The 22760-nt window shown below is 44.5% G+C and carries 14 protein-coding genes; 3 read left to right on the top strand and 11 right to left on the bottom strand.

The window, feature by feature from the left end:
• Positions 1-3: 3 nt before the first annotated feature.
• Together panD and panC are read right to left on the bottom strand one after the other, a co-directional pair.
• Positions 4-348, bottom strand: a complete 345-nt coding sequence (panD, locus tag K1Y79_RS20390) for an aspartate 1-decarboxylase (protein ID WP_220252043.1) — start codon at positions 346-348, stop codon at positions 4-6.
• Positions 349-487: 139 nt separating this feature from the next.
• Complete coding sequence (panC, locus tag K1Y79_RS20395) at positions 488-1345, bottom strand: pantoate--beta-alanine ligase (protein WP_220252044.1); 858 nt, start codon at positions 1343-1345, stop codon at positions 488-490.
• 109 nt (positions 1346-1454) lie between these two features.
• Here panC and K1Y79_RS20400 point away from each other — a divergent pair, with 109 nt between their 5' ends.
• Together K1Y79_RS20400 and metK are read left to right on the top strand one after the other, a co-directional pair.
• The gene (locus K1Y79_RS20400) at positions 1455-2273 is read left to right on the top strand and encodes a glycogen/starch synthase (protein ID WP_220252045.1); all 819 of its coding nucleotides are present in this window, start codon (positions 1455-1457) and stop codon (positions 2271-2273) included.
• A gap of 179 nt (positions 2274-2452) precedes the next feature.
• Complete coding sequence (gene metK / locus K1Y79_RS20405; RefSeq protein ID WP_220252046.1) at positions 2453-3706, top strand: methionine adenosyltransferase; 1254 nt, start codon at positions 2453-2455, stop codon at positions 3704-3706.
• Between the two features lie 207 nt (positions 3707-3913).
• Here metK and K1Y79_RS20410 read toward each other — a convergent pair whose 3' ends face one another.
• From K1Y79_RS20410 to K1Y79_RS20450, 9 genes are all read right to left on the bottom strand, one after another.
• Positions 3914-4741 (bottom strand): carboxylesterase family protein, encoded by an 828-nt coding sequence (locus tag K1Y79_RS20410; RefSeq protein ID WP_220252047.1) that lies wholly within the window; start codon positions 4739-4741, stop codon positions 3914-3916.
• A 3-nt stretch (positions 4742-4744) separates the two neighbouring features.
• Positions 4745-5905, bottom strand: a complete 1161-nt coding sequence (locus tag K1Y79_RS20415; protein ID WP_220252048.1) for an acyltransferase family protein — start codon at positions 5903-5905, stop codon at positions 4745-4747.
• A complete protein-coding gene (locus K1Y79_RS20420; protein ID WP_220252049.1) occupies positions 5905-7584 on the bottom strand; it encodes a hypothetical protein in 1680 nt (559 codons plus the stop codon). Before K1Y79_RS20420 ends, K1Y79_RS20415 begins: the two co-directional genes overlap by 1 nt.
• Before the next feature lie 15 nt (positions 7585-7599).
• Entirely contained in the window at positions 7600-8328 is a 729-nt protein-coding gene (locus K1Y79_RS20425) for a TolC family protein (protein WP_220252050.1), read from the bottom strand.
• Between the two features lie 6 nt (positions 8329-8334).
• Positions 8335-9780: an O-antigen ligase family protein gene (locus tag K1Y79_RS20430; protein ID WP_220252051.1), complete on the bottom strand. Its 1446-nt coding sequence runs from the start codon at positions 9778-9780 to the stop codon at positions 8335-8337.
• A gap of 137 nt (positions 9781-9917) precedes the next feature.
• Positions 9918-11000, bottom strand: coding sequence for an acyltransferase family protein (locus K1Y79_RS20435; RefSeq protein ID WP_220252052.1), 1083 nt, complete (start codon positions 10998-11000; stop codon positions 9918-9920).
• A 16-nt stretch (positions 11001-11016) separates the two neighbouring features.
• Complete coding sequence (locus K1Y79_RS20440) at positions 11017-13206, bottom strand: exopolysaccharide transport family protein (protein ID WP_220252053.1); 2190 nt, start codon at positions 13204-13206, stop codon at positions 11017-11019.
• Between the two features lie 83 nt (positions 13207-13289).
• Positions 13290-20273, bottom strand: a complete 6984-nt coding sequence (locus tag K1Y79_RS20445; RefSeq protein ID WP_220252054.1) for a fibronectin type III domain-containing protein — start codon at positions 20271-20273, stop codon at positions 13290-13292.
• A 364-nt stretch (positions 20274-20637) separates the two neighbouring features.
• Positions 20638-21828: a glycosyltransferase family 2 protein gene (locus K1Y79_RS20450; protein WP_220252055.1), complete on the bottom strand. Its 1191-nt coding sequence runs from the start codon at positions 21826-21828 to the stop codon at positions 20638-20640.
• Between the two features lie 449 nt (positions 21829-22277).
• On the opposite strand from K1Y79_RS20450, the gene K1Y79_RS20455 reads away from it, so the two are divergent.
• Positions 22278-22709, top strand: coding sequence for a response regulator (locus K1Y79_RS20455; RefSeq protein WP_262903182.1), 432 nt, complete (start codon positions 22278-22280; stop codon positions 22707-22709).
• Positions 22710-22760: the final 51 nt, after the last annotated feature.

Genomic DNA, 22760 nt, shown 5'->3' on the forward strand with positions numbered 1-22760 from the left:
CGGTTACAATTTATTATTATCCTTCGGGAAAATGGCAATCGGAGTATGTTTTTTAGCCTCCTCAAAATCCATAGATGCATAAGAGATAATGATAACGATATCGCCGACCGCACATAGACGGGCAGCGGGGCCATTCATGCAAACAACTCCTGAACCGCGTTTGCCTTTAATAATGTATGTTTCCAGGCGTTCTCCGTTATTCACGTTCACAACCTGTACTTTCTCATATTCAATAAGGTTGGCAGCATCCAGCAGATCTTCATCAATAGTGATACTTCCTACGTATTGTAAGTTTGCTTCAGTAATAACTGCGCGATGGATCTTACTTTTCAGTACTTCAATATGCATGTTAAATAGTTCCCACTCCTGTGGGCTGTTCTAGTGTGTATGGCAAAATTAGGGAAAAAATACAATACGGCGTTGCTGCCAATTCAGACATCCTGCTGATGACTGCTCCGGCAGCAACACTGTATCAGTACCGTACAGTTCAGTTGACCTGCATATTATCGATCAGTCTTACACCGCTGCTGTTCTCCCTGGCTGCAACAACTGCATACAGCGGTTCTTCACCGGTAACTGAGGGGAATGCAATATTGCCATCAGGGAGGATAGACACCATTTCCAGGTAGTCTACATCGAATCCGTGATCTTTCAGCTGGCTCATACCTTTTTGTGAAAGCTCGTTCAATGGAGAACTCCCGATATGATCTTTTATATAAGTAAGCGCCCGGGAGATGTGAAGCGCATTTTGTCTTTCTGTCGGATTCAGACGCAGGTTGCGGCTGCTCATTGCCAGACCGTCAGTTTCGCGTAGGGTAGGGCAGATGACCAGTTCTACTTTGAGATCCAGCAATTTAATCAGCCGGTTGATAATCAGGCATTGCTGGAAGTCCTTTTGTCCCATAAAGAGCTTATCTGGATTAACCAGGCCCAGTAATTTATGTACTACCTGCCCAACACCCTGGAAGTGGCCTGGCCGGTGTGCGCCTTCAAGTACACTTTCCAGTTCGCCGAAATCATAATGCATGTCAGGAGTGAGTCCGTTAGGATACATTTCCTGCACAGTTGGCAGGAACAGTACGTCATTACCTGCAGCAGCCAATAGTTGAACGTCCTGATCTATAGTAATGGGATATTTTTCAAAATCCGCCGGGTCATTGAACTGAGTGGGGTTGACAAAGATGCTGCAAACTACCAGATCGCTATTTTCTTTTGCAGCAGCGATCAGGGAGAGGTGACCTTGATGCAATGCGCCCATAGTAGGCACAAAACCAATACGTTTGCCTTCTTTCCTTGCTGATGATAAATGCCTTTCGAGATCGTCTCTCCGCTTGAACAGATACATAATTTATTGCTTAAAAGGATGTTAAAAGTGCCAATTTGTCTTTTCTTCCGTTAAAAATCCGTAATTTTGCAAACCAAATTAAAAATTACTGCATTAATATCAGCATTAGATGTCCACAAAGAAACGAATTCTTTTTATTGCTCAGGAAATGTCGCCGTATCTGGAATTAACAGATTATGCGAATATGGTCAATAAAATGGCGATTAAGTCCAATGAGTCCGGTCTGGAAGTGCGTGTGATCATGCCCCGATTTGGCATTATCAACGAGAGAAGGCACCGGTTACACGAGGTGGTAAGACTGTCTGGCATTAACATTGTGATTGAGGGTGACGACTATCCATTGATTATCAAAGTAGCATCTCTGCCGAATGCCCGTTTACAGGTTTATTTCCTGGATAACGAGGACTATTTCAAACGTAAGACGTTATTTACGGATGAAAATGAGCAGTTCTATGACGATAATGCAGCCCGTGCAGTATTTTTCTGTAAAGGTGCATTGGAGACCGTTAAGAAGTTTGGCTGGCCGCCGGACATCATTCATTGCAGCGGATGGATGACATCACTGATCCCTTTATATCTGAAGACTGCCTACAAGAAAGAACCGGTATTTGCCCATTCCAAAGTAGTTTACTCTATGGAGCCTAACTCATTCAAGGAAAAACTCGGCGCCGGCTTTGTCAAGAAAGCAACCATCAGCACCCAGATCAAAGAAAAAGACCTGGAGCTGTATAAAGAGGGTACCAACAGTGCACTGAACAGAGGCGCAGGTAAATACGCCGATGCAGTTGTACTGGCAGGAGAAAAAACAGAAAAGAAAGTAGTAGATGAACTGAAAGCGGAAAAAGGCAAGATCATCCTCCCTTACAAAAAGGAAAACGAAGATCTGGCAGACTACCTGCAGTTGTATACTCAACTACTTGGAAAATAATTCTTACCAGCAGAAAAAAGCCTCGCAGCAAGCGAGGCTTTTTTTATTGACACAAAGTTCATTCTCAAACTTTTTTCCTATTTTTGGCCCGGTTTACCATTAGGCTTACCACCAAAAGGCAAAATAATGGTAAATTGTACTAAACATTACTAATCTAAAAGCCGAAATTCAATTATTTTATGCCTTACTTATTTACCTCAGAATCCGTTTCCGAAGGTCATCCGGATAAAGTGGCCGATCAGATATCCGACGCATTAATTGATCATTTCCTCGCTTATGATACTACCTCCAAAGTAGCTTGTGAAACCCTGGTTACAACCGGTCAGGTGGTATTGGCTGGCGAAGTTAAATCTGAAGCTTACCTGGATGTGCAGGAAATTGCTCGTGAGGTAATCCGTAAGATCGGCTATACGAAGAGCGAGTACATGTTCGAGGCTAACTCCTGCGGTATCTTCTCGGCTATCCACGAACAATCACCTGATATCAACCAGGGCGTTGAACGTAAAAGTCCAGAAGAACAAGGCGCTGGCGACCAGGGTATGATGTTCGGTTACGCTACCCGTGAAACTGATAACTATATGCCGCTGGCACTCGATCTGGCACATAAACTCCTGATCGAACTCGCTGCTATCCGCCGCGAAAATAAAGAGATCTCCTACCTGCGCCCTGATGCGAAATCTCAGGTAACAATTGAATATTCTGACGATAACAAACCTGTACGTATTGATACTATTGTTATCTCTACTCAGCACGATGACTTCGATACAGAAGATAAAATGCTGGCCAAGATCAAGGAAGATATGATCAAAATCCTGATCCCACGTGTTAAAGCACAGCTGAAACCTGAGTTACAGCCGCTCTTCACTGATCAGATCACCTATCATATTAATCCAACAGGCAAATTCGTTATCGGTGGTCCTCACGGCGATACCGGTCTGACCGGCCGTAAAATTATCGTAGATACCTACGGTGGTAAAGGTGCACACGGCGGTGGCGCATTCTCCGGTAAAGATCCTTCCAAAGTAGACCGTTCCGCTGCATACGCAACCCGTCACATCGCTAAAAACCTGGTTGCTGCCGGTCTTTGTGATGAAGTTCTGGTACAGGTTTCTTATGCTATCGGTGTGGCTAAACCTTGCGGTCTGTTCATCGATACGCACGGTACCGCCAAAGTTCAGATGACTGACGGTGAGATCGCTAGAAAGGTAGAAGAGATCTTTGACCTTCGTCCTTACGCTATCGAACAGCGCCTGAAACTGCGTAATCCTATCTATAGCGACACAGCCGCTTACGGTCACATGGGTCGTGAAAGCAAAGTAGTTTCTAAAGTATTCAACAAAGGTAAAAAGAACGAGAAGAAAGTAGATGTTGAGCTGTTTACCTGGGAGAAACTGGACTACGTTGATAAAGTAAAAGCAGCATTCGGTCTGTAATCAGGTCATGCTTATAATATAAAGGGCTGTCTCGCAGGAGATAGCCCTTTTTTATTGCCTTACTCCTCAGCACTTCCCGGAAAAAGCGAAGGTGCACTGTAAAAGTACACCTTCTGGTTTTGCTTGTGGGCGGTTTATCAATAAGAAGTTGTCGTTAATGTTGCTGTAATGGTGTGCCTTGCGGCATATTAACTTGTCTGCCTGTTACTATCTTGATACCTTGCTGTAACTGCCTTTATGCCTTTGTACCGGAGCCGGTACGCGCTTAAATTGTAACATCCATTCGTAAATATTCAGATTATCTGTACTGTCTCTGTAGGCAGGGTCATAAAACTCATGCCATCCGGTATGCGCTTTTTCATGCCTTGTAAGCTTTACCAGGCCCTTTTGATAGTGATTGGTACTATCTATACAACGCAGGCTGTTTTCGAGAAACTGGGGCTCTGCACTGCCTGCAAAATACCAGGCATGTAGACCTGCATCACTTACCAGTTTAAAACGGCTGTAATTTTCAGGATACATCGGTGGCGGAGACATAGGTACAGCTGCCGCAATCCTGGAAGTAAGCCTTTTGCTTTCTGTCATAGACATCAGGGTACACCATCCGCCTGCACTATAGCCTGTCAGATAAATGCGGGAAGTATCAACTGGATATTTCTTCACCACATCATTCAGGATAAATTCCAGCTGCGAAGGATTAATACCCCAGCTTTCGGCTAAAGGTGCCAGTACAATAAACTTATACAACTTGCCGTCGTCTTTATTAACGGCCTGTATTTTACGGCCCTCCCTGATCTGGCGGGGAATACCTTCCCGGTAAAGTTTTGAGATGTCATGACCTGCTATGCTGCGGCCATGAAAACAGATGATCAGTGGATATTTTTCCTTGGCGTTTCCCTGAGGAACGTGCAGCAACGCCGGCACTTTGTGCCAATCATCGGTAGGGACAGTGATCTCCCTGAATGTTCCCAGAGGACCAGGCGCTCCTGCGATCGTTAGGATAATCAACAGGGCGAAGAGTAAAAATCGTTTCATCATTTAGTTTTTAGTACTCAATGTGCTTGCCTTAACCGGTGTGTTGCCGGTCGTGAACTTGTCTTTAAGTTGAATAAATCGTTGTTCAATAACATAAAAGCTAAGTACCGCAAAACCATACACTACCGGTATATCCACCAGGAATAACCAATACTTATTGCTTTCGCTTACAGGTACCCATCTTTCAATCAGTTGTGTTTGTATTACCCAATGCAAAATGTACATGCCATAAGACACCTTTCCGATTGCCACCAGTATCCGGTTCTCCAGTACTTTTTTTATCAGGTTCCCTGCAAAACTCCGCTGATCTGACACCAATAGTAACAGCAGCGACGCCGCACTGCAATTCAGTACAGTATAATACCATACATGCTGATAGCTGTTTATGTCTCCGAAGTTGTAACCCATTGACGTTGGCAGCGAGTGACCATGGCTCTCGGCAAAGTAATTAGCCAATCCTGCAAATAACGCAAGTGCAACTCCTGATACAAACAGCCATTCCGGACGTTTAATCCGATCTTTAAGTCCAAGTAGCGGAATGGCCAGTCCGGTGAAGAAAGCATCCAAATGACTGAACGGAAACCAGTATATCACATCAAATACTTCAAAATCTCCCTTGCCACTTTGCATCAGGTAATTACCGAAGGACCAGCGGAACACAGGACCTGCAATTAACACTGCTATCATCAATGCCCGTAGCGAAGGCCCGGATAACAGGAAGATGATGAAAGGAAAAAACAGATAAAACTGCTCTTCCACACACAACGACCAGAAATGCGTATACACGGGACTTTCATGCCAGCTGTTGCTGATCCTTGTCAGGTTAAATGTATATGTAGATAAGTAGGGGAGGTCCTGGAAATAGCGTGGCGGAAAAGCCGTTATCAGACAGATGACCACAAACACCGCCAGGTAAATGTAATACAACGGGAAAATACGCAGGCTTCTCCTGATCCAGAATTTCTTCAGCCTTTGGAATAAAGATGCTGGCCTTTCTTTTTCTTTCAATAATATCGTACTGATCAGATATCCTGATAGTACAAAGAAAAGCTGCACGCCCATCCATCCAAAACGTATAATACCGAAGTGGAAGGCCATCACCAGTAATATCGCAATGGCACGGACGCCATCCAGGCTCTTTATATAGTTTGGCTGTGTTTGCATTATGGATGAATGGGATAATAAGTGACTGTTACATTTGGCGGCAGCAAAGGTTTGTACGCGGCAAGTTTATTATACAGTGTAGTGGCTTCTGCCGGGTCCACTGCATAAAAGAATACTTCATCACCTCCGCAGATCACATTATCAGTAATCTTCCAGGAGGCTACTTTCTTCCATTGCTGCAACAGCTTGCTATCAAACCAGGTATCGTAGACTACGGCAATCTTTACTTTTTCCTTTTCACTGAATTGATGCAGGAACTCCGGCGAATACTGGCCATGCAGCTTGCCGGCTGCTACCACATTATTGCCTAAGCCCCACAGATCAAGGATCCTGTTTTCTGACAAGTAACTTACCGCACCTACATCGTTAGCAGCGATCGCTGTATTGCTATAGCTTGTTTGTAGAAAATGGCCCATCTGATACTGCTGCTCATATATATTTCTCGCAGCTGCAGGCAGATTATGAAATGCACCTAATGCCCGGAATGGTAATGGCGCACAAAGGAATAATAAAAGGAAAGCACCTACTGCTTTCTCAAGCAATGAATAACTCCTGGCTACTTTCCGCAGCTGTAATACGAAATAGTACAACAGGATGGCCACGACTGCTATATCCATCGCCACCAGATAGGCTTCATAACGGAATAGCCAGCCAACTGCTGCAAGTGCCATATGCAGAAATGTATTGATCAGCGGAATACAGGCCAGCTGTTTCACTTTACTGATAGTGTTTACATTATCTGCATCTGCACGTAATACCAGTATCAATGCCGGTATAATCAACAGTAATCGGATGACCGTTGTTCCTGACAGGGAAGAAGAGCCTTCGGGATAATACCTGTTGGTAAAGATGTTGACCATTGTGTTATTACCATACAGTAATTTATAAATCAGGATTTCCTGCACACTGCTCATCAGTTGTGAACCTCCACCTGTCAGCCGGCTCGCTTTCAGCAATACCGAGTTGGGCAGAAAATAGCCACCGTGCTGCACAGATATCAATCCGAATATAATCAGTGGCACAAGTGACAATACCAGCACTACGGCTGTCTGCTGCCAGCGTTTGTTATAGATACCGGCTACCACCACGCCTGCAAGCAGAAATAAAGATTCAAACCTGGCAAGAATAGCCAGTCCGCTGACAAGCGATAACAATAATACCACGTTGCGGGTAGTATTGTCAGGCTGCAGAAAACTAACAGACAGGTATAACATCCACATCGCCAGGAAGGCATGCAACATGTGTTCCATGCCGCTCGCCACCATTACAGGAATAGGTACTAGTATTACCAGCGCGAGGAGCGTAATACATCTTGCCGGCGCATGTACACTGAAACGCTGTAACAACTGATCTGCCATATACAACAGTAAAAATGCAAAGCCGACGTTGATAAAGAAAGGCATCCAGATACTGTTGATGCCTGCCTTAAGAAAAGCAGCCAGTATAAGGGTATACAGAGGGGAGGAGCTGGCAGCACTAAATTCCTGTGCGTTGATGCCCCATACGCCATGCAGTGCAAAATTTTTTGCTATGGCCAGATGAATAAAGGTGTCGTCCAGCGGGTAACAGAAATGGCCACCCGTCTGCGTCAGTATCTGACGACACGCAATTGCCAGCATTACTGTCAATAACAGTAATGCGGCAATGAGCGGGTAGTGCTTTTGAAAATAATACTTCATTATTCGAGATTACACTTATTTGGAAAAGTTGCGTGCCTGTGATTGCAGAACGGCTTCTTCAAAACTAATTCCGATCAGTCTTTCCAGATCGATCTTAGCCTGTCTGATATCTCTTTCGAGCATCACTTTTCTAACCATTTCCTCGTTATAGCTTCTGTAAGCGATGTTCAGTGTTTCTACTGTTACATCTTTATCTCCACTGGAGAACTTTTCTTCTGTTTGTTTATAGTTGTTATATACGTCTTCCAGCAGCGGCACTTCCAGTTCCAGCATTTTTTTGTTGGCAGCGTACAGCTCATAAGCGTTCAGTACGTCGGCTTTCAGTTTCAGCTGTTCTTCTTCTTTCATATTGATGATCACTTTCTTTTCTGCACGGGCAATCTTTACATCATTAGGAATAGTGATAAAGCTACCCAGCGGTACTGTCAGTGAAAAGTTATACCTCGGAAAGAAAGTCGCGTTATTACTGTTATTCTTCAAGGTATACTCATTGAGGTTACCTGATGCCTGCAACATATTCAGCCACCCGGCTTTTGCCTTGTTTGATTCGTACCTGTTCACTTTCAGTTTTCCATCATAAACTTTAAGTGCGGGGTTTTGCATGGCCAGTTCAACTAATACAATTTTCAGTTGTGCTACTTCGGGGGAATCGATCAGGGGGATATAAAGGCTTGTTTCCCTTCTCTGCGCCTGCGCAAAAAGACAGATAGCCAAGCCAATCATAACGAAAAGTCCCTTTTTCATACGTTGTTATTTAGATTTTGAAAGATTATACTTTACCTTAATAGTTATGCCCAGAATGGCATTCAGAAATATGGAAGACTCTACCAGTCCGGCAGCCTCCTGTGCATACTGTGCCACCAGTATTGCAAACATGACGGCAGCTATACTTATCAGCAGCAGTTTGTTCAACTCATATTCCTCTTTAAAATAGTTCTTGATGGCATAATGGATACCCATATAGGTATAGATACATACCAGTATCAATCCTATCCATCCCAACTCCAGCGCTGACCTCAGATAACCACTGTCTGGCTGAAAACCTGCGAGACGGTGTCCGGGATTATAGGTCTCTCCATCAGCACCTGCTGTCATCACGCCTCCTCCAATTGGGTGGGCATAGATCCAGGGCTGTATACTATGCCTGTTCACATCCCGGAGATTCAGCGATTCGTCCTGACTGCCCATAAACGCAGTTCTGAAACGGATGATAGTGGGGCTACTGTAGAAGGGTCCAAACAATATAGCCAGCATGGTAAATGTAAATACGCCGGCGGCGATCAGTGTATTCCTGTTGTGCAGGTTAACCAGGAAAAACAGTAACAGTCCTACCGGTAGCATTACATAGGCTGTACGTGTACCCGAAAATCCCAATGCCAGCAAGTGTACAATGATCATAAACAACAACAACACCTTTTTCGGGAAACTGATCAGTTGTTGTTTGGCAGTCAGCAGCACCATACAGATGATAGAACTACATGCCATCAATACACCGAAGGCAGCGGGATCGGCCATGAAAGAAAATATTCTGGGACGGCCCTGTAATACGACCGTCCTGAACTTATCAGGATCCATGGCGATATATGCCTTCTCAAAGGGTAACAGCCCTGTGGCCTGTTGCAGGCACCCGTACAAGGCGGCTGCTGTCGTCAGGGCCAGCCAGAATTTGAAGAATTTATATATCTCGTTCCATCCGCTGATAACTCTGAAGGTGAGGAACAGAAAGATAAAGTTGCGGATATACACCCTGATGAAAATAAACCAGCCTGAAATTGAGAACATGTTCGGATTGAAACACTGTATCAACAGATAGGCGGTATAGAAGTACAAGACCAGCAGCAGCGGATCTTTATAATACTCAATATTTGATTTCTCATTCTCACGCTGTTTAGTGAATATCGCTCCTGCCAGCACCAGCAACAGGAATGAGTCCATCACCACACCTACCGGTATGGTCGCTTTGGCCATCCTTTCCGGCAGGTGTATGGAAAAAGAGATAACAATGTAGATGTAATAACCTAACCTGAAATTGGCTGCAGTGACAGTTGCCAGTGCAAGGCCTATGACGCCGGCAAACAGTACAATACTGAGTTTGGCATCCAACGAAGAGATGTAGGCAATAGCGGGTACTGCTATCACCCACAACAGGATGAACAGGTATATAATGGTATTTTTCTTTGCCTGTTGACTGTACATGATGATTCTACTACGTTAAAAAAACATGATTTTCACAAAGAGCAATACCATGGTTAATGCTACAAATAGTAGCAGTAGGGTTTGATGGAATGCCTTACTGATACCCGGCTTATATTTCTTTTTTACAGGCATTTTAATCAGTGTGTTTTCGGTGTCGTCACAGCTTGCGGGTTATATGGGGGGGCTGTAAAAGGGCCTTTGAACAAAAATCCCATTTTCATCCTCACACATAACCGGTAAACAATGACAGATAAAAAGATGGCGATAAATATCAATAGTAAAAGCATAATTAACACATACCCCTTCAATGGCGTAGCAATCAGGAAATACCTGATCACCGAAACAATCGGTACGTGCAACAGATAGATGTAAAGTGAATAATGCCCGAACGTCCTCAATATCGGCAACGCATTATACTTGGCCAGCTGAAAGGATAACATGATGGTGAACAGGCTGCCGATGACTGCAATCGCAGCATACAGGAACAGGTTCATCTGCTGGTGATGCAGGAAGTAAAACTGGCATACCACAAAGACTGGTAATAATAGTACCAGGCCAAAGGCAGATGACAGGCGTTCCTGGGTTTTTTCAGCAAAAAAATAACTGGCGGTGAGATTACCAATACAGAAAAATGCATAATGCAAAGCAATATCGTAGAGTGTACTGATACTGTTCACAAGCGGCGCTATAGCAAGCAATGCCAGGGATATCAGTACCTGAGCAAATTTGTCATAGCGGAATAGTTTTGCTACCAGCAGATAAAGCATCGTCACATTAAACAATGCAAACAGATACCACAACTGATCAAGGTGGCGGGGTTGTGTTAGAATATTCAGGTAATCAGCACCCGTGCGGTGTGCATTAACGACTGAAGAAAAAATAATTTGAAGGGAAATCTGGATGACTGCCCACAACAGATAAGGATACAATAATGTGTTAACGCGAGAAACAAAGAAACCGGATTCTCCTTTCCGAACTATTCCTCTCTCGAAGAATAGTCCGGAAAGAAAGAAAAACAAAGGCATACGAAAGCTATAGAACATGTTATTGCCATCGACAATCCATTGTTCTACCGGGATACCAGTGCTTTTTATTCCGTATACAACATGTCTGTATACGACCAGTATGATAGCTATGCCCTTGGCATAGTCTATCCATCCATGTCGTTTGGCATCAGGTGGTTTGAAGTTGAATAAATCTTTCAACGCAAATTGTTGCATGGTGGCTAACTTTTGATTATAACTCGAGGTATTCTTCCTGCACATTATTCAATACCGCTCCCACGAATTTATCACCAAGTGTCTCAAAGAATTGTGTTGATTCACGATCTACCTGTGTCAGGGACAATTTTGATGAAAAGACCGCTATCACGCCATCTACATACTGGGCCAGCTCTTTACTATCGGTATAGTCATTCAGCGGAGCGCCTTCCAGCAGGATGAAATCATAATAGTTGGTCAGGAATGGGAGATAGTTCAACAAATTATTCTTTGGCAGTATTTCAGAAGGAGTGTAGTCTCCTCCTTTACAGCCAATTACCTCAATACCTGAAACGGCATAGGTAGTTACTATCGCTTTCACTTTGTCTATACTTAGTTCAGTTGGCGGAACTGAGAATGTTTCAAGAGTAGGGGCGGCTTCCATCTGCACAGTGATGTCATTGTTACAGAAGTTGGTATCAATTACCAGCACATTTTTATTGCTGAGGCTCAGGCTGTACGCCAGCGCCTGTGTCAGGGTAGTTTTGCCCTGGCGGGATTCCGTACTGGTAATCAGAAATGATTTCTTGCCGCTGCTTTCTATTTCGTAGCGCAGTTTACGCAGTAATTCCCGGAATGTATTCTGGCGCTGTTTGGTCTGTTTATCCGGAATAGTGGTGCGCTGCAACACTTCCAGGATACTATATTTGTTCAGATCAGCATGATTCACACTGCTGATAAGACGAAGGTCGAGATGCTTTTCAAATACAGATGGGGATTTCAATGAGCCATCCAGGAACTCCATGAGCAAAACGATAAAGGAGGTAAGCAGTAAAGTAGATATACCCGCCATTCCCATAATAATCATGCGTTTGGAAGACTCTGGTTTGAATGCAGGCTGACCTTTTAATACCTGTTTGAAGTTCAGGTCTGTAGTGCTTTTGTTATCCTGGGCTGCATTCAGTTTTTCCTTCAGTTTATTATATTCTTCCTGCGCCATATCAACTTCAGACTGTAAACTACTTACAGTTGCTTCTTTGTTGGCATAAGAACCCACAGAACCTTTCAGCTTATAGATCTGATTCTGCAGACTTCTCATATTAAGCTGAGAGGCATTTTGCTGTGCTTCCAGTGTAGCTTTTTCCTGCAACAGGGCTTCTTTGGTAGTTGCGCTTTGCGTTCCTGTGGTAGACGCGCCAAGTTTCTTTTGCAACTGTGCACGCAGACCAGCCAGACGGGTGCGCATTGCATCGTCATTACCACCTTTCTGAGTCAGGTCGTCATTCAGGTCATTGATCTGTTTACGCAGTTCAATGATCTCACTGTTATTATTGGTGAATACGGTCTTACCTGCGTTAGCTGCTGCAAGACGGTCGTTTACACTTTGCAGGGAAGAAGTAATAGTATTGTAATTCGCTCTTTCGTCAGAAAGTCCTTTCTCAAACTGTTTGATAAGATCCAGTTCATTACCGCTGGCAGTTTCCACATTCAGCAATCCTTCTGATGCTTTATAGGCGCGTAACGCTTCTACCTTCTGGTCGAGTTCTGCTTTTTTCTGCATTGCCAGCTGGTCAAATGATTCAACGCTTTCTACAGATCTCTCTGAGCGCATGCTTCTGTAATAACGCATAAACTCACGGTATACGGTGTTGACAGTATATGCGGCCTGTTCAGGATTTTCAGCCATATACACGATTTCCAGGAAGTCAGTACGCTGTACGCGGTTTGCACTCAGGCGTTTCCGGATAGACTCATAATCGTATTTGTACAGCTTCATGAAAGCCAGGATATCTCGCTCTACCGGGTTGTAAGAGGAGAGAACCTGTAATGAATCCAGCTTATTACGCAGAATATTAACGGTGGTTTGTTTATCAACAGCTTTGTAGGTCTTTGACTTCAGATCGTCTTCATCCAGGCGTACATAAGGTTTGCTGCTGGTCAGGTCATGCAGCAGCAGATTATAAGAAAGCATACCGATTACCACCGGGGAATTAATGGTCTCGATCGCATTGTCAAATTTTACTTCGGCTTCAAAAATGTTTACATTCTCATCACGTAGCTTCACCTGGTCATTCATAGTAAATCCGGTGGCTATCTGGGTTACTGAGGCATACATTCTAGGTTTGCCGAGGGTAAAAACAAACGCGGCAACAATGGCAATGATGGTGCTAACAATGATCCACCATTTCTTTTTAAGCAGGGCCTTGATGAAATATATTATATCCATATTAATTTGTAATTATTTAACATCTGTAGCGTGCAAAAAAATCCGGCTTACCCGGATTTTTTGGGGAAGAAAACTGGTAAAGCTTAACGCTTCACCAGTTTTACCATCTTGGTTTCGCCGTTCTTACCGCTGATGCGCAGCAGGTAGATGCCTGGAACACTAACCCTTGAACCGGTATTAATGCGCAGGGTGCTCGTACCTGAAGGAACGGAACCTTTATAATCTGAGTACAACAGTCTGCCCGCTAAGTCAAAGATCTCGATCCTTACTGTTGTTGCTGCTTTTAATATTATGTCAACGTTGAACTGATTGTCAAACGGATTCGGATAAACTTTTGCATCTCCGAAGTCTGCTGCCTCGTTAATAGCTGTTACTACCGGTGCTGATACTGCGATCGTGTTGTTAGCTAATCTTCCGCCTGGCGCTGCTTCCGGTTCAACTGGTCCGTCTTCATCCTGTGTAGCCGGATCAACATGACCTCTGATAGTCAGTGCCGCAATCAGACCATAACGTGATGTAGCTGTACCTGGATCAACATCAATATGTATTCTGCCGTTTGCATCAGGAGATACGTTGCGGATGGTCACTACCCCGCTTCTGTTCATAGATGCATTCAGCCATGCCATTTTAACACCATTCACTGTGTATTTACCGGTGATGTCTTCCCACTCAACTGAGCTACCAAAGAATACCAGGTCATATTTCAGTGTCTGGTTCAGGCCAGTGATGTTGAAGTCAGCGTGGTTACCAGGGAACAGACCATAGTTCTCAACCATTACATTGTCCGGGTATACTCCGCTGTTGTTTCCGGTATTTACACCGGCAGAGTACATACCATCAAAGTTCTGGAGGATGTTGATACCTATGCCGGTTGTGTTAGACTGGCCGTCTTTCATGTTATTGATCACCTGACCAGTCTGAGGACGCATACCCAGATTGTTCCATGGGGCAGGGGCTACCAGCAGTTCGCTGAAGTTAACCTGTACGCTGAACCCAAGGGTAGTAGCTGAAGCCGCATTACTGTAATCAGATGTTCCTGACGGTCCGGCTGCACGCACTTTATAATAATACTTCTGGTTTGCGTTCAGATTATTGTCGGCGTAAGTTACTGTATTTGCCGGCAGTGTTGCTACCTGGGTATAATTACCACCGGATACTGCACGCCATACCTGGTAACCCGTTTCATTGTTTGCCCTGTCAGACCAATCCAGTTTGATATTCTTTGCACCCGTTGCTTCTGCACGCAGATTCAGCGGATTCAGCACACCAACAGCTGCATCGTATTCTTCCAGTACCAGTGAGTTCATATACATGTAGTATCCTGCGCTGGTTTTATTTACGAGGATGTTAATCTCACCGTTGGCATTTGGTACAACTCCATTTATCTGTTTTGTCAGACTGGTGTTGTAGGATGGATCAATGATCACGCTATCTGTGTTGATGGTAAATCTCACTTTGGCAGCCACACCGAAGTTCAGGCTACTAAAGAAAACAACATTGTAACGTTTGGCATTGTTCAGTCCTGTCAGCCTTACCGTATGGGTAATGTTTCTGCTATCATATACTGCTGACTGCATTACCTGGTCAGGATAGACACCTGAGTTGTCATAAGTACTCATACCTGCTGCGGTAGCGTCATTTTCCCAATTTTCGTTAAATATCAGGTTAATGCCTGTCGCAACGCCTGATTCATCTTTTGCATTGGTGAACCGGGTACCTGCGTATGGGAAACCGGATACATTGTTCCAAGGAGCCGGAGCCGGATTGCTTGAAGAGAAGTCAAAATAAATGCTCTTCGTATTCTTATCCGATACAAGCACGTTAAAGGTCGTGCTGGTCGCTGCGCCCTGGTTGTCTGTAGCAGTCAGTGTGACTGTATAGTTACCCAGGTTGTTAGCGGTTGGGTTGAAGGTGAATGTACCGTTACCATTGCCATTATCGGTAAATGAACCGAAGGCAGGCAATCCGGCTGTTGTCAGCGTCACCGTGTTACCCAGGTCACCCTGTGCCTGTACATTAACCTGAGCAGATGCTTCCGCTTTCAGCTTAATGTCAGCGATATCATCAATATGCGGTGGTTTAACCGGTACTGATACGCCGGCAATATTACTGAATCCTGTTGATACACCGGCTGAGTTGGAAGCGCTGATCTTGTAATAGTAGTGGGTGCTGCCATGTACAGTGCTGTCCACGTAAGATTCTGCAGTTGCACTGTTCAGACTACCAAGTATGCTGTAAGCACCGAGACTGTCAGTAGAGCGGTGGATTCTGTAACCGGTAGCATTGTAAGCTACATTAGTCCAGTTCAGCGATACATTACCATTGGCTTCCGTTGCGGTCAGTTCTTTAGGTGCGGCTGGCACTGTACCGTCATCCAGTATTGCATTTACTTCGATCGCGCCCAGGTAACCTACCTGTGTACCGGAGGCTACTGCCATATTGAAAGTAATCTCTCCATTGGCATTTGGCGCAATGTTGTCAAAATTGATAGTGGTAGTGGTATTACCCTGTACGTTCAGCGATTTGCTTACACCATTCATCGTGTAGATAGTAGTACCGTTATTGGCCAGTACTGACCATACACTGCCTGCATAGAACTTGAAGGAGTATTTCCTGTTAGCATCAAGGTTAGTCAGCTTAGCGTCTATAGAATTAGCCGAACTGAATATACCAGGATAAGAACCGAAGAAGTAGTATTCCTTCATCACCGCATCAGGGTATACACCGCTGTTGTTACCGGTTACCGGACCCTCATTCCAGGAGTTCCAGAAGCCTGTCAGCAATTGAAGTCCTACAGTAGTAGTCTCTCCTTTGTCGTTTTTTAAATTGTTTGTTGTTACCGTAGAAACGTTGTTCCATGGCGCTGCTACATCTGACTGATGTTTGAAGCGAACGAAGAATTTGTAGTTCGGATCTTTATCAGCAATGGTAACAGTGAATGTTTTGCTGTCGGTACCGCCATTGCCATCTACGATTGCCACTTTCACTGTGTACACGCCTGCATCCGCGTAACCCGGTGCGATATTCAGGGTAGCGCTGCGGTTGTTGCCAGTGAGAGAAATGAATGAGGGCAGAGATACACCAGACCAGGTAATAACGTCTGCTGTATTCTGGTCAGCCGCTGCAAGTGACAGTTGCTGACTGGCGCCCTCACTCAAGGAAACGTTGGCGATCGAGGTTATGACAGGGCTAAAATTGTCGTTAATAGTGAGATTGAAGGTGGCAGTGTCTTTACCTCCGAATGGATCTGTGGCAATCACTGTCAGATTACTGTAGTTACCCTGTACACCTGCATTCGGCGTTACTTTCAGGAAAGATCCCTGTGCATCTGATGCAAGTGTAACAAAGGATGGCAGATTCTGGGTAGTCAGTGTCAGTGCATCTTCATCCGGATCAGTAGCTATGATACGGATACGTGTTTCTACATCATATCGTGCTGATTGGTTGCTGATGGCTTCTACCACCGGTCTGTTATTGCCGGTCACTGCGGTTGCGTTGGCAGAGTAAGCTGAGTTACCGCCATCGCCTTTGGCACGTACGCGATATACGTACTGCTGGTTTGCATATAGTGCAGTATCGATATAACTGTTGGATGTACCGGTCACTGTGTCAATTGACTTCACCACGATAAAATTATTGGTTGCGCCAAATGAACGCTGAATGTCAAAGCCTGTAGTGTTTGCATCGGTATTGTTCCAGGTCAGTTTGATGGTTGATGCTCCTGTGCCAGTCGCTGCTACACTGTTAGGTGTTGCAGGTACTGCCGGTAATGGATTGGTCACTGTACTGTAGAAAGGCAGTGACTGTCCGAACAACTGATTTACTTCTGCCTGTGTCACCGCTTGTCCGATAAGCGCAACGTTATCCAGTTTACCATTAAAGTAAGTACCGGTTGAGTTAAACGCATTCGTGCCATTATTAACACCAAGGCGGGAGTTATTGGTTGTTGTATTGATCGTTGTGTAAGCAGTATTTGCGGAGGCTGCCAGGTCGCCATTTATATACAGGCGAAGCACGCCGCTGTTGTATACTACAACAACATGGGTCCATGCCAGGCTGGTGAACGGCACTGATACCAGCGTACGGCTGCTGCCACTGGCTACGCCTGCTTCCAGTTTGCTTGCATTGATACGCAGCGCCAGACCGTTGTCGCTACCACCCATATCGAAGATGATACGGTTGTTGTCAACAACATTCGGTTTGATCCAGAGCGATACAGAGCGGTTAGAGAACGCCTCATGCAGGAATCCGGTTGTTGTACCGCCTATACCTACGTAGGTGCTGCTACCGTTAAATACCGCAGCATGCGAGCCTTCTATCTTATCCGTATTGCTATAGGTCAGGCCATTTGCTGTAGTGTTATTCGCATTTGGTGAAAGGTCTGCAAAGGAATTATCAAATGCGTATACCGCCAGGTAAGGGTAGTTACCTGCAGCAAGTACAGATTCACCGTACTGGCCTACTGCACGTACTTTATAGAAATAGCGTGTGTTGGCTTCAACTGTATTGTCTGTAAATGAAGTTGTATTCGGACCTGTTTTACCTACTACGGTATAAGTACCTGCAGGTGTGGTACTACGATATAATTCAAAGCCTGTTTCGTTGTTACTGTTATCAGACCAGTTTAGGTTCACTTTATTAAAAGCAACTGCTTTCGCGTTAAATGATACCGGAGCACCAGGAGCGTTACCAGGATATGTCAGGGTATCGCCCAGATATTGATCAGGAATGTTTGTAAAACTGCTAACACCTATCGCTGTTGATCTCCAGCGAAGATTCATAGTCTGTCCGCCAGTACCTTGAAAATAACCTATTGTGATGGGGTATACGCCTGCATTCAGGTTCATTGCAGCACTGCTAACCTGGGCGGTACCATGGCCACCGTCATTATTGACTGTAGGTGTACCACTGAAGCTATAAGGCATATTCAGCCACAGCCTGCTGCCATCATCAGAATTGGTGGCGAAATAATAAGTACCTGTTACCGGGATGGTGATAAAGCCAGTCCACAATATAGCATACCTGAGATCCTTGTTACGTACTGAAAGATCTACATTCAGCGTTCTGCCTGTTTTTATCGGAGTCGCTGTATCGAAGTTGGGAAGTACCGTATAGGTGCCTTCATAGTATTTGTAGTTAAGACCTTTGTTGACCGTGGCAGCCGTCACCTGGTTACTTGGTGGGGAACTGTTACCGGCAGCATCTTTCGCAATTACGTAGAAGCCGTATACTTTTCTTTCGGTCAGACCGTAGGTCACCATGGAAAGTTGTGAACCGTCAACAGTGTAAGCTTTTGCATTGTTGACGTAGATTTCATATGCAGCAATTCCTACATCATCAGTAGAGGCTGTCCAGTTCAGTGTAACAGAGCTGGTAGTAGTGGTCGCTATGGTCAGGTTGGTTGGCGCGGTAGGGCTGGAAGCATCTGTCTCGGTAGTTGCGCTTGCTTCAGCTGATACCGGACCTGCACCGTTTGCATTTACCGGGCGTATGATGTAATAGTATTTTTTGTTGGAAGCTAATCCGTTGTCGGTAAAGGTAACCACATCTGCCGCTGTTTTACCTACCAGCTGGTAGCCGCTGCCTGCGGTAGCGGTGCGATAGATCTCAAAGCCGGTTTCGTTATTAGCCGGATTTGCTTTATCTGTCCAGTTTAATGTAAGCTGTGTCTGTGACGCTGGTGTAACAACCACACCGCTTACACCGTCAGGAAGGTTAGTACCTGCAGCACTAATTACTTTATAAGGGCTTGAGAAACTGCTGGCGCAACCAAATTGTTCAGTTACACGTGCGATATATTGACCAACACCTACCGTCAAAGTATTGGTGGTGCCAAGGTTTGTAGTGCTGCCCACCTGGCGCCATTCGTAGGATGCATATCCTTCGGGCAGTTTCAGGGTAACAGTGGTGCTGCCATCCGGAGCAGGAAGTACGTTGGTAGACAGACTGTCAATGGCTATTGGCGGAGTAACAGTAGCTGCTTTCGTTTTGATGACAAGTGGGGTAGGGGAGAACTCCGTCCAGGGGCCGCCGGCCGTTCTGCGTACCCTTACCTTATATGTACCCAGTGAATTGATCGTGATGCTATTTGACGTTGCACCAGGTATTGTTACATCGTCTTTCTGCCATTCATAGGCAGCGAAACCAGGCGCTATACCGGCAGTAATACTGAATGTTTCGCCAGGGCAAAATTCAGAACGTCCACCAAGTGGCCAAGGGTTCAGTACATTGACTCTGTTGATAAATGGAATAAAGTCAGCTTCGGCCCAGGCAGTGTTCCACGTACCGTGGCCAAGATTGGCGTAATAGCTGTATCTGAGATTACCGCCGGCATTGTCGATGGCGGCGACTACGTTATTGGCAGTATATGGTGCAGGGGCATTGTCCAAACCTCCCTGAAAGTACCACATAGCTGAATATTTTGTTTTATTGACATTTGTGCTGCTGCCATCTCCGGTGGAAATACCACTCATAGGCAGTGCAGCGGCAAAAAGCTGCGGATAACGCTGGATAAAGGCCCAGGAACCATAACCACCGGCAGAAAGACCATTTACAGATATTCTGTTCAGATCTCCTTTACATTGTACCGCCAGACTGTCCATTAGCTCTTTAATTGCGTCAAACTGGCCATTTCCCCATTGACCATCTGCTGTCTGTCCATAGAAGAGGAAACCATCAAAATTGCCGTTATCAGTCTGTGTTTCGAAGTTTTGTCCACCGTGCTGCAACTGGTATTCGTTGTCATAAACGGTGCCGCCTTCACCACGTCCGTGAAGGAAGATAAATACGGGATATTTTTTACCGTCAGCAACATTATGCTGGTAGGATTTAGGGAATTTGAGGCGGAAGTTCAGACCTTTATAGAAGTAACATTTGAAATCTGAAGTATTCCAGCTTAAACGATTCGTTTTAACCCACTTCCCGATACGTCCATAGGCAGGAGCAGCAGGGGGAGCGGATGGGTTGTACACAACAATGGGGTCTGCAGGGTTCAGGGCCTGCTGAGCATGAGCCGTGCCTGCAAAAAGCATCAAAATGCCGATAAGTAAGTGTACAGTTCTTTTCATAAAAGAAATATATGTTATGGACAATCGGGGGTTAGCCCGGTAATTAGCCAGATACGAATAAGCCCAAAGCACCTAGTGCCGGTCAGATCAGAGGAGATGGTAAAATTAGAATCGAGAAGACTAGAAATCGGTCAACTCTCAAGATTGGCTTTTATGTAGGATGAGGTTAGGAATTATATCACACCTGAAGCCTTCTTATATTATAGATAAGGAATAAGCTTAGTGTACTCGGTTCAAGTTCCAAAAGTAAGTGTATATTTTTACAGTTGAACAAATTTTTAGCGAAAATCTGATTTTTCAAGGTGAATGCTATAAATCGATTCGTGAAATAATATTTGTCAACAGTAAGTGCAGGATTTCCCTGTTAGCCAACTGTCAACTGGCGCTGTGAACGATCCCATACTGCGGACTGTTTCTTTCTTAAAAACCTTCCGAAGCCCTGATACACGGCCACATTCATAAACACGAAGTAAAAAGGGATGTAAAACAATTTGCTCTTTACCTGGCGTTTTGCCAGCACGAATCCTGCGAAAGCCATGCCATAAAAGCCAAGCTGCGCTATTAAAAATATCCAATATATGAAAGGCGCGCCAGTAGCGCAAAGCAGTATATTGGTGATCAAAGCCAGCGCGAGGCAAAGTGGGGCAACTGTCCAGCGCGATACACGATGTGATACATACTGCCAGGTAATTTTGGGGTAACGAAAGATATTCAGCAGATCAAGCAAACGGCTCATAGATTGAAATCCTCCTGCTGCAATGCGTACTTTCCGCTTATATTCATCCTCCAGTGAGGCAGATGGGGTCTCCTGGGCATATGCATCCGGCGCATAGGCTACCCGGTAGCCCTTCTTGTTTATACCGAAAGATATCATGAAGTCATCCAGGATGGTATCCGCAGGAATATCCTCATATAATTCAGTACGTACGGCAAACAGTTCACCAGCCGCGCCCATGACGCTATACAGCTCTGCATCCCATTTTTTCAGCAGGGACTCGTATTTCCAGTACATGCCTTCGCCCGCACCTTCTGCCTCTGCCTGATCGGCTACGATGATCTTCTTTTCACCGGCTACTGCGCCAGTCTTCTCATCCCGGAAGTGACGTGTAAGGCAAAGGAGTACGTCCTTATTTAATAAGGTGTTGGCATCTGAGAAAACAACAAAAGGTGTTTTCACATATTTCATGGCACGGTTAATTGCCATGGTCTTGCCTCTGCGCTCAGGTTCATACAGGAGGGTAATCTGCGGATAAGACCTTATTATATTATTGGTATCGTCTGAAGAACCATCCGTTACAAAAACGATCTGAACTTTGTCTGCAGGATAATTCAGTGAAAGCGTATTGGCGATTTTTTCCCTGATGAAAGCAGCTTCATTATAAGCAGCCACCATAAAGGTAACAGGTGGCAGGAAAGGGGCCTCGTCTACAACATATTGGGGTTTTACAAAAAAACGACGTACCTTGATTACTAGATATAGTAAAAGGCCATATCCGGCATAACTATAAACTACCAGGAAAATACTGCACCAGAAAATAAATGAAACAACGGTCATAATAAAAGTAATAATAGTAGTTAAGGGGTAAGCAGAGCGCCTGTAGCGTGTTACACAACAATCCATGTGCGGATGTTCGCAGCAAAAGTATAATAATTGTATATAACTTTTTACAGCCCCTCCTGTCGCAATGAAAAAAAAATAGTGCGTTGCCCTGCTGGAATACCCGTTCACGATACTATTTTATGCATTCACCCAAAAAAAGCCGCCGTTTACGGAAAACATATTGGGAAATGAATAAAGTAATATATTTTTACATCGTTGCCATTTATATATAAGGCTACAAAACTTTTACAGCTTGCACTTATGAATTAGTTTCGTATTTTAGTACAAGTTTTTGAGAAACCATATTTGAGTCATTTCTTTCATATCCCCTGAGAAGCTGTTTTTTAAGTTCCAGTAAACCTTATCCAATTTAAAGCCATGATGTATTAATTCCGATGCCCGAAATGGTATTGGTCGTTTTAGAAAATTTAAATTGGTTATTTGTGAAAAAAACAGTTTTAATAATAGATGACAGTTTACCCATCCGATACTTACTAGAAGTGATGTTAAACAGGACCTACAACGTTGTTTCAGCGTGTGATGGTCTGGCTGCCATGGCCTGGTTAAAAAACGGCAACATCCCCGATCTGGTAATCACTGATCTTCAGATGCCCAACATCAATGGATGGGAGCTTATCGAGTTCATGACCGAGAGCAATCTATACCAACACATTCCCCTGATGGTTCTTTCCGGCGTACATGATACCAAAGAGTCATTTGCCAACATCCGCACAGGAAATATCAAAACAATCATCAAAAAGCCTTTTGATCCGGTGATCTTACTGGATACAATTGATCATGTATTGAAAGCACAGCATATACCTGCTTTCTCTTAATATCTACATATTTATGATATCATCAGTATGTAACCATTAATTCCTTTGTTA

Origin of the sequence: Chitinophaga rhizophila (assembly GCF_019492185.1) — a bacterium.
GTDB classification, from domain to species: domain Bacteria; phylum Bacteroidota; class Bacteroidia; order Chitinophagales; family Chitinophagaceae; genus Chitinophaga; species Chitinophaga rhizophila.

Excerpts from the sequence above, each read along its gene's own strand:
- K1Y79_RS20400 (WP_220252045.1), top strand. The coding sequence starts at position 1,455 with ATGTCCACAAAGAAACGAATTCTTTTTATTGCTCAGGAAATGTCGCCG.
- K1Y79_RS20455 (WP_262903182.1), top strand. The coding sequence starts at position 22,278 with ATGGTATTGGTCGTTTTAGAAAATTTAAATTGGTTATTTGTGAAAAAA.
- K1Y79_RS20420 (WP_220252049.1), bottom strand. The coding sequence starts at position 7,584 with ATGAAGTATTATTTTCAAAAGCACTACCCGCTCATTGCCGCATTACTG.
- K1Y79_RS20440 (WP_220252053.1), bottom strand. The coding sequence starts at position 13,206 with ATGGATATAATATATTTCATCAAGGCCCTGCTTAAAAAGAAATGGTGG.
- K1Y79_RS20450 (WP_220252055.1), bottom strand. The coding sequence starts at position 21,828 with ATGACCGTTGTTTCATTTATTTTCTGGTGCAGTATTTTCCTGGTAGTT.
- K1Y79_RS20435 (WP_220252052.1), bottom strand. The coding sequence starts at position 11,000 with ATGCAACAATTTGCGTTGAAAGATTTATTCAACTTCAAACCACCTGAT.
- K1Y79_RS20415 (WP_220252048.1), bottom strand. The coding sequence starts at position 5,905 with ATGCAAACACAGCCAAACTATATAAAGAGCCTGGATGGCGTCCGTGCC.
- K1Y79_RS20445 (WP_220252054.1), bottom strand. The coding sequence starts at position 20,273 with ATGAAAAGAACTGTACACTTACTTATCGGCATTTTGATGCTTTTTGCA.
- panD (WP_220252043.1), bottom strand. The coding sequence starts at position 348 with ATGCATATTGAAGTACTGAAAAGTAAGATCCATCGCGCAGTTATTACT.
- K1Y79_RS20410 (WP_220252047.1), bottom strand. The coding sequence starts at position 4,741 with ATGAAACGATTTTTACTCTTCGCCCTGTTGATTATCCTAACGATCGCA.
- panC (WP_220252044.1), bottom strand. The coding sequence starts at position 1,345 with ATGTATCTGTTCAAGCGGAGAGACGATCTCGAAAGGCATTTATCATCA.
- K1Y79_RS20430 (WP_220252051.1), bottom strand. The coding sequence starts at position 9,780 with ATGTACAGTCAACAGGCAAAGAAAAATACCATTATATACCTGTTCATC.
- K1Y79_RS20425 (WP_220252050.1), bottom strand. The coding sequence starts at position 8,328 with ATGAAAAAGGGACTTTTCGTTATGATTGGCTTGGCTATCTGTCTTTTT.
- metK (WP_220252046.1), top strand. The coding sequence starts at position 2,453 with ATGCCTTACTTATTTACCTCAGAATCCGTTTCCGAAGGTCATCCGGAT.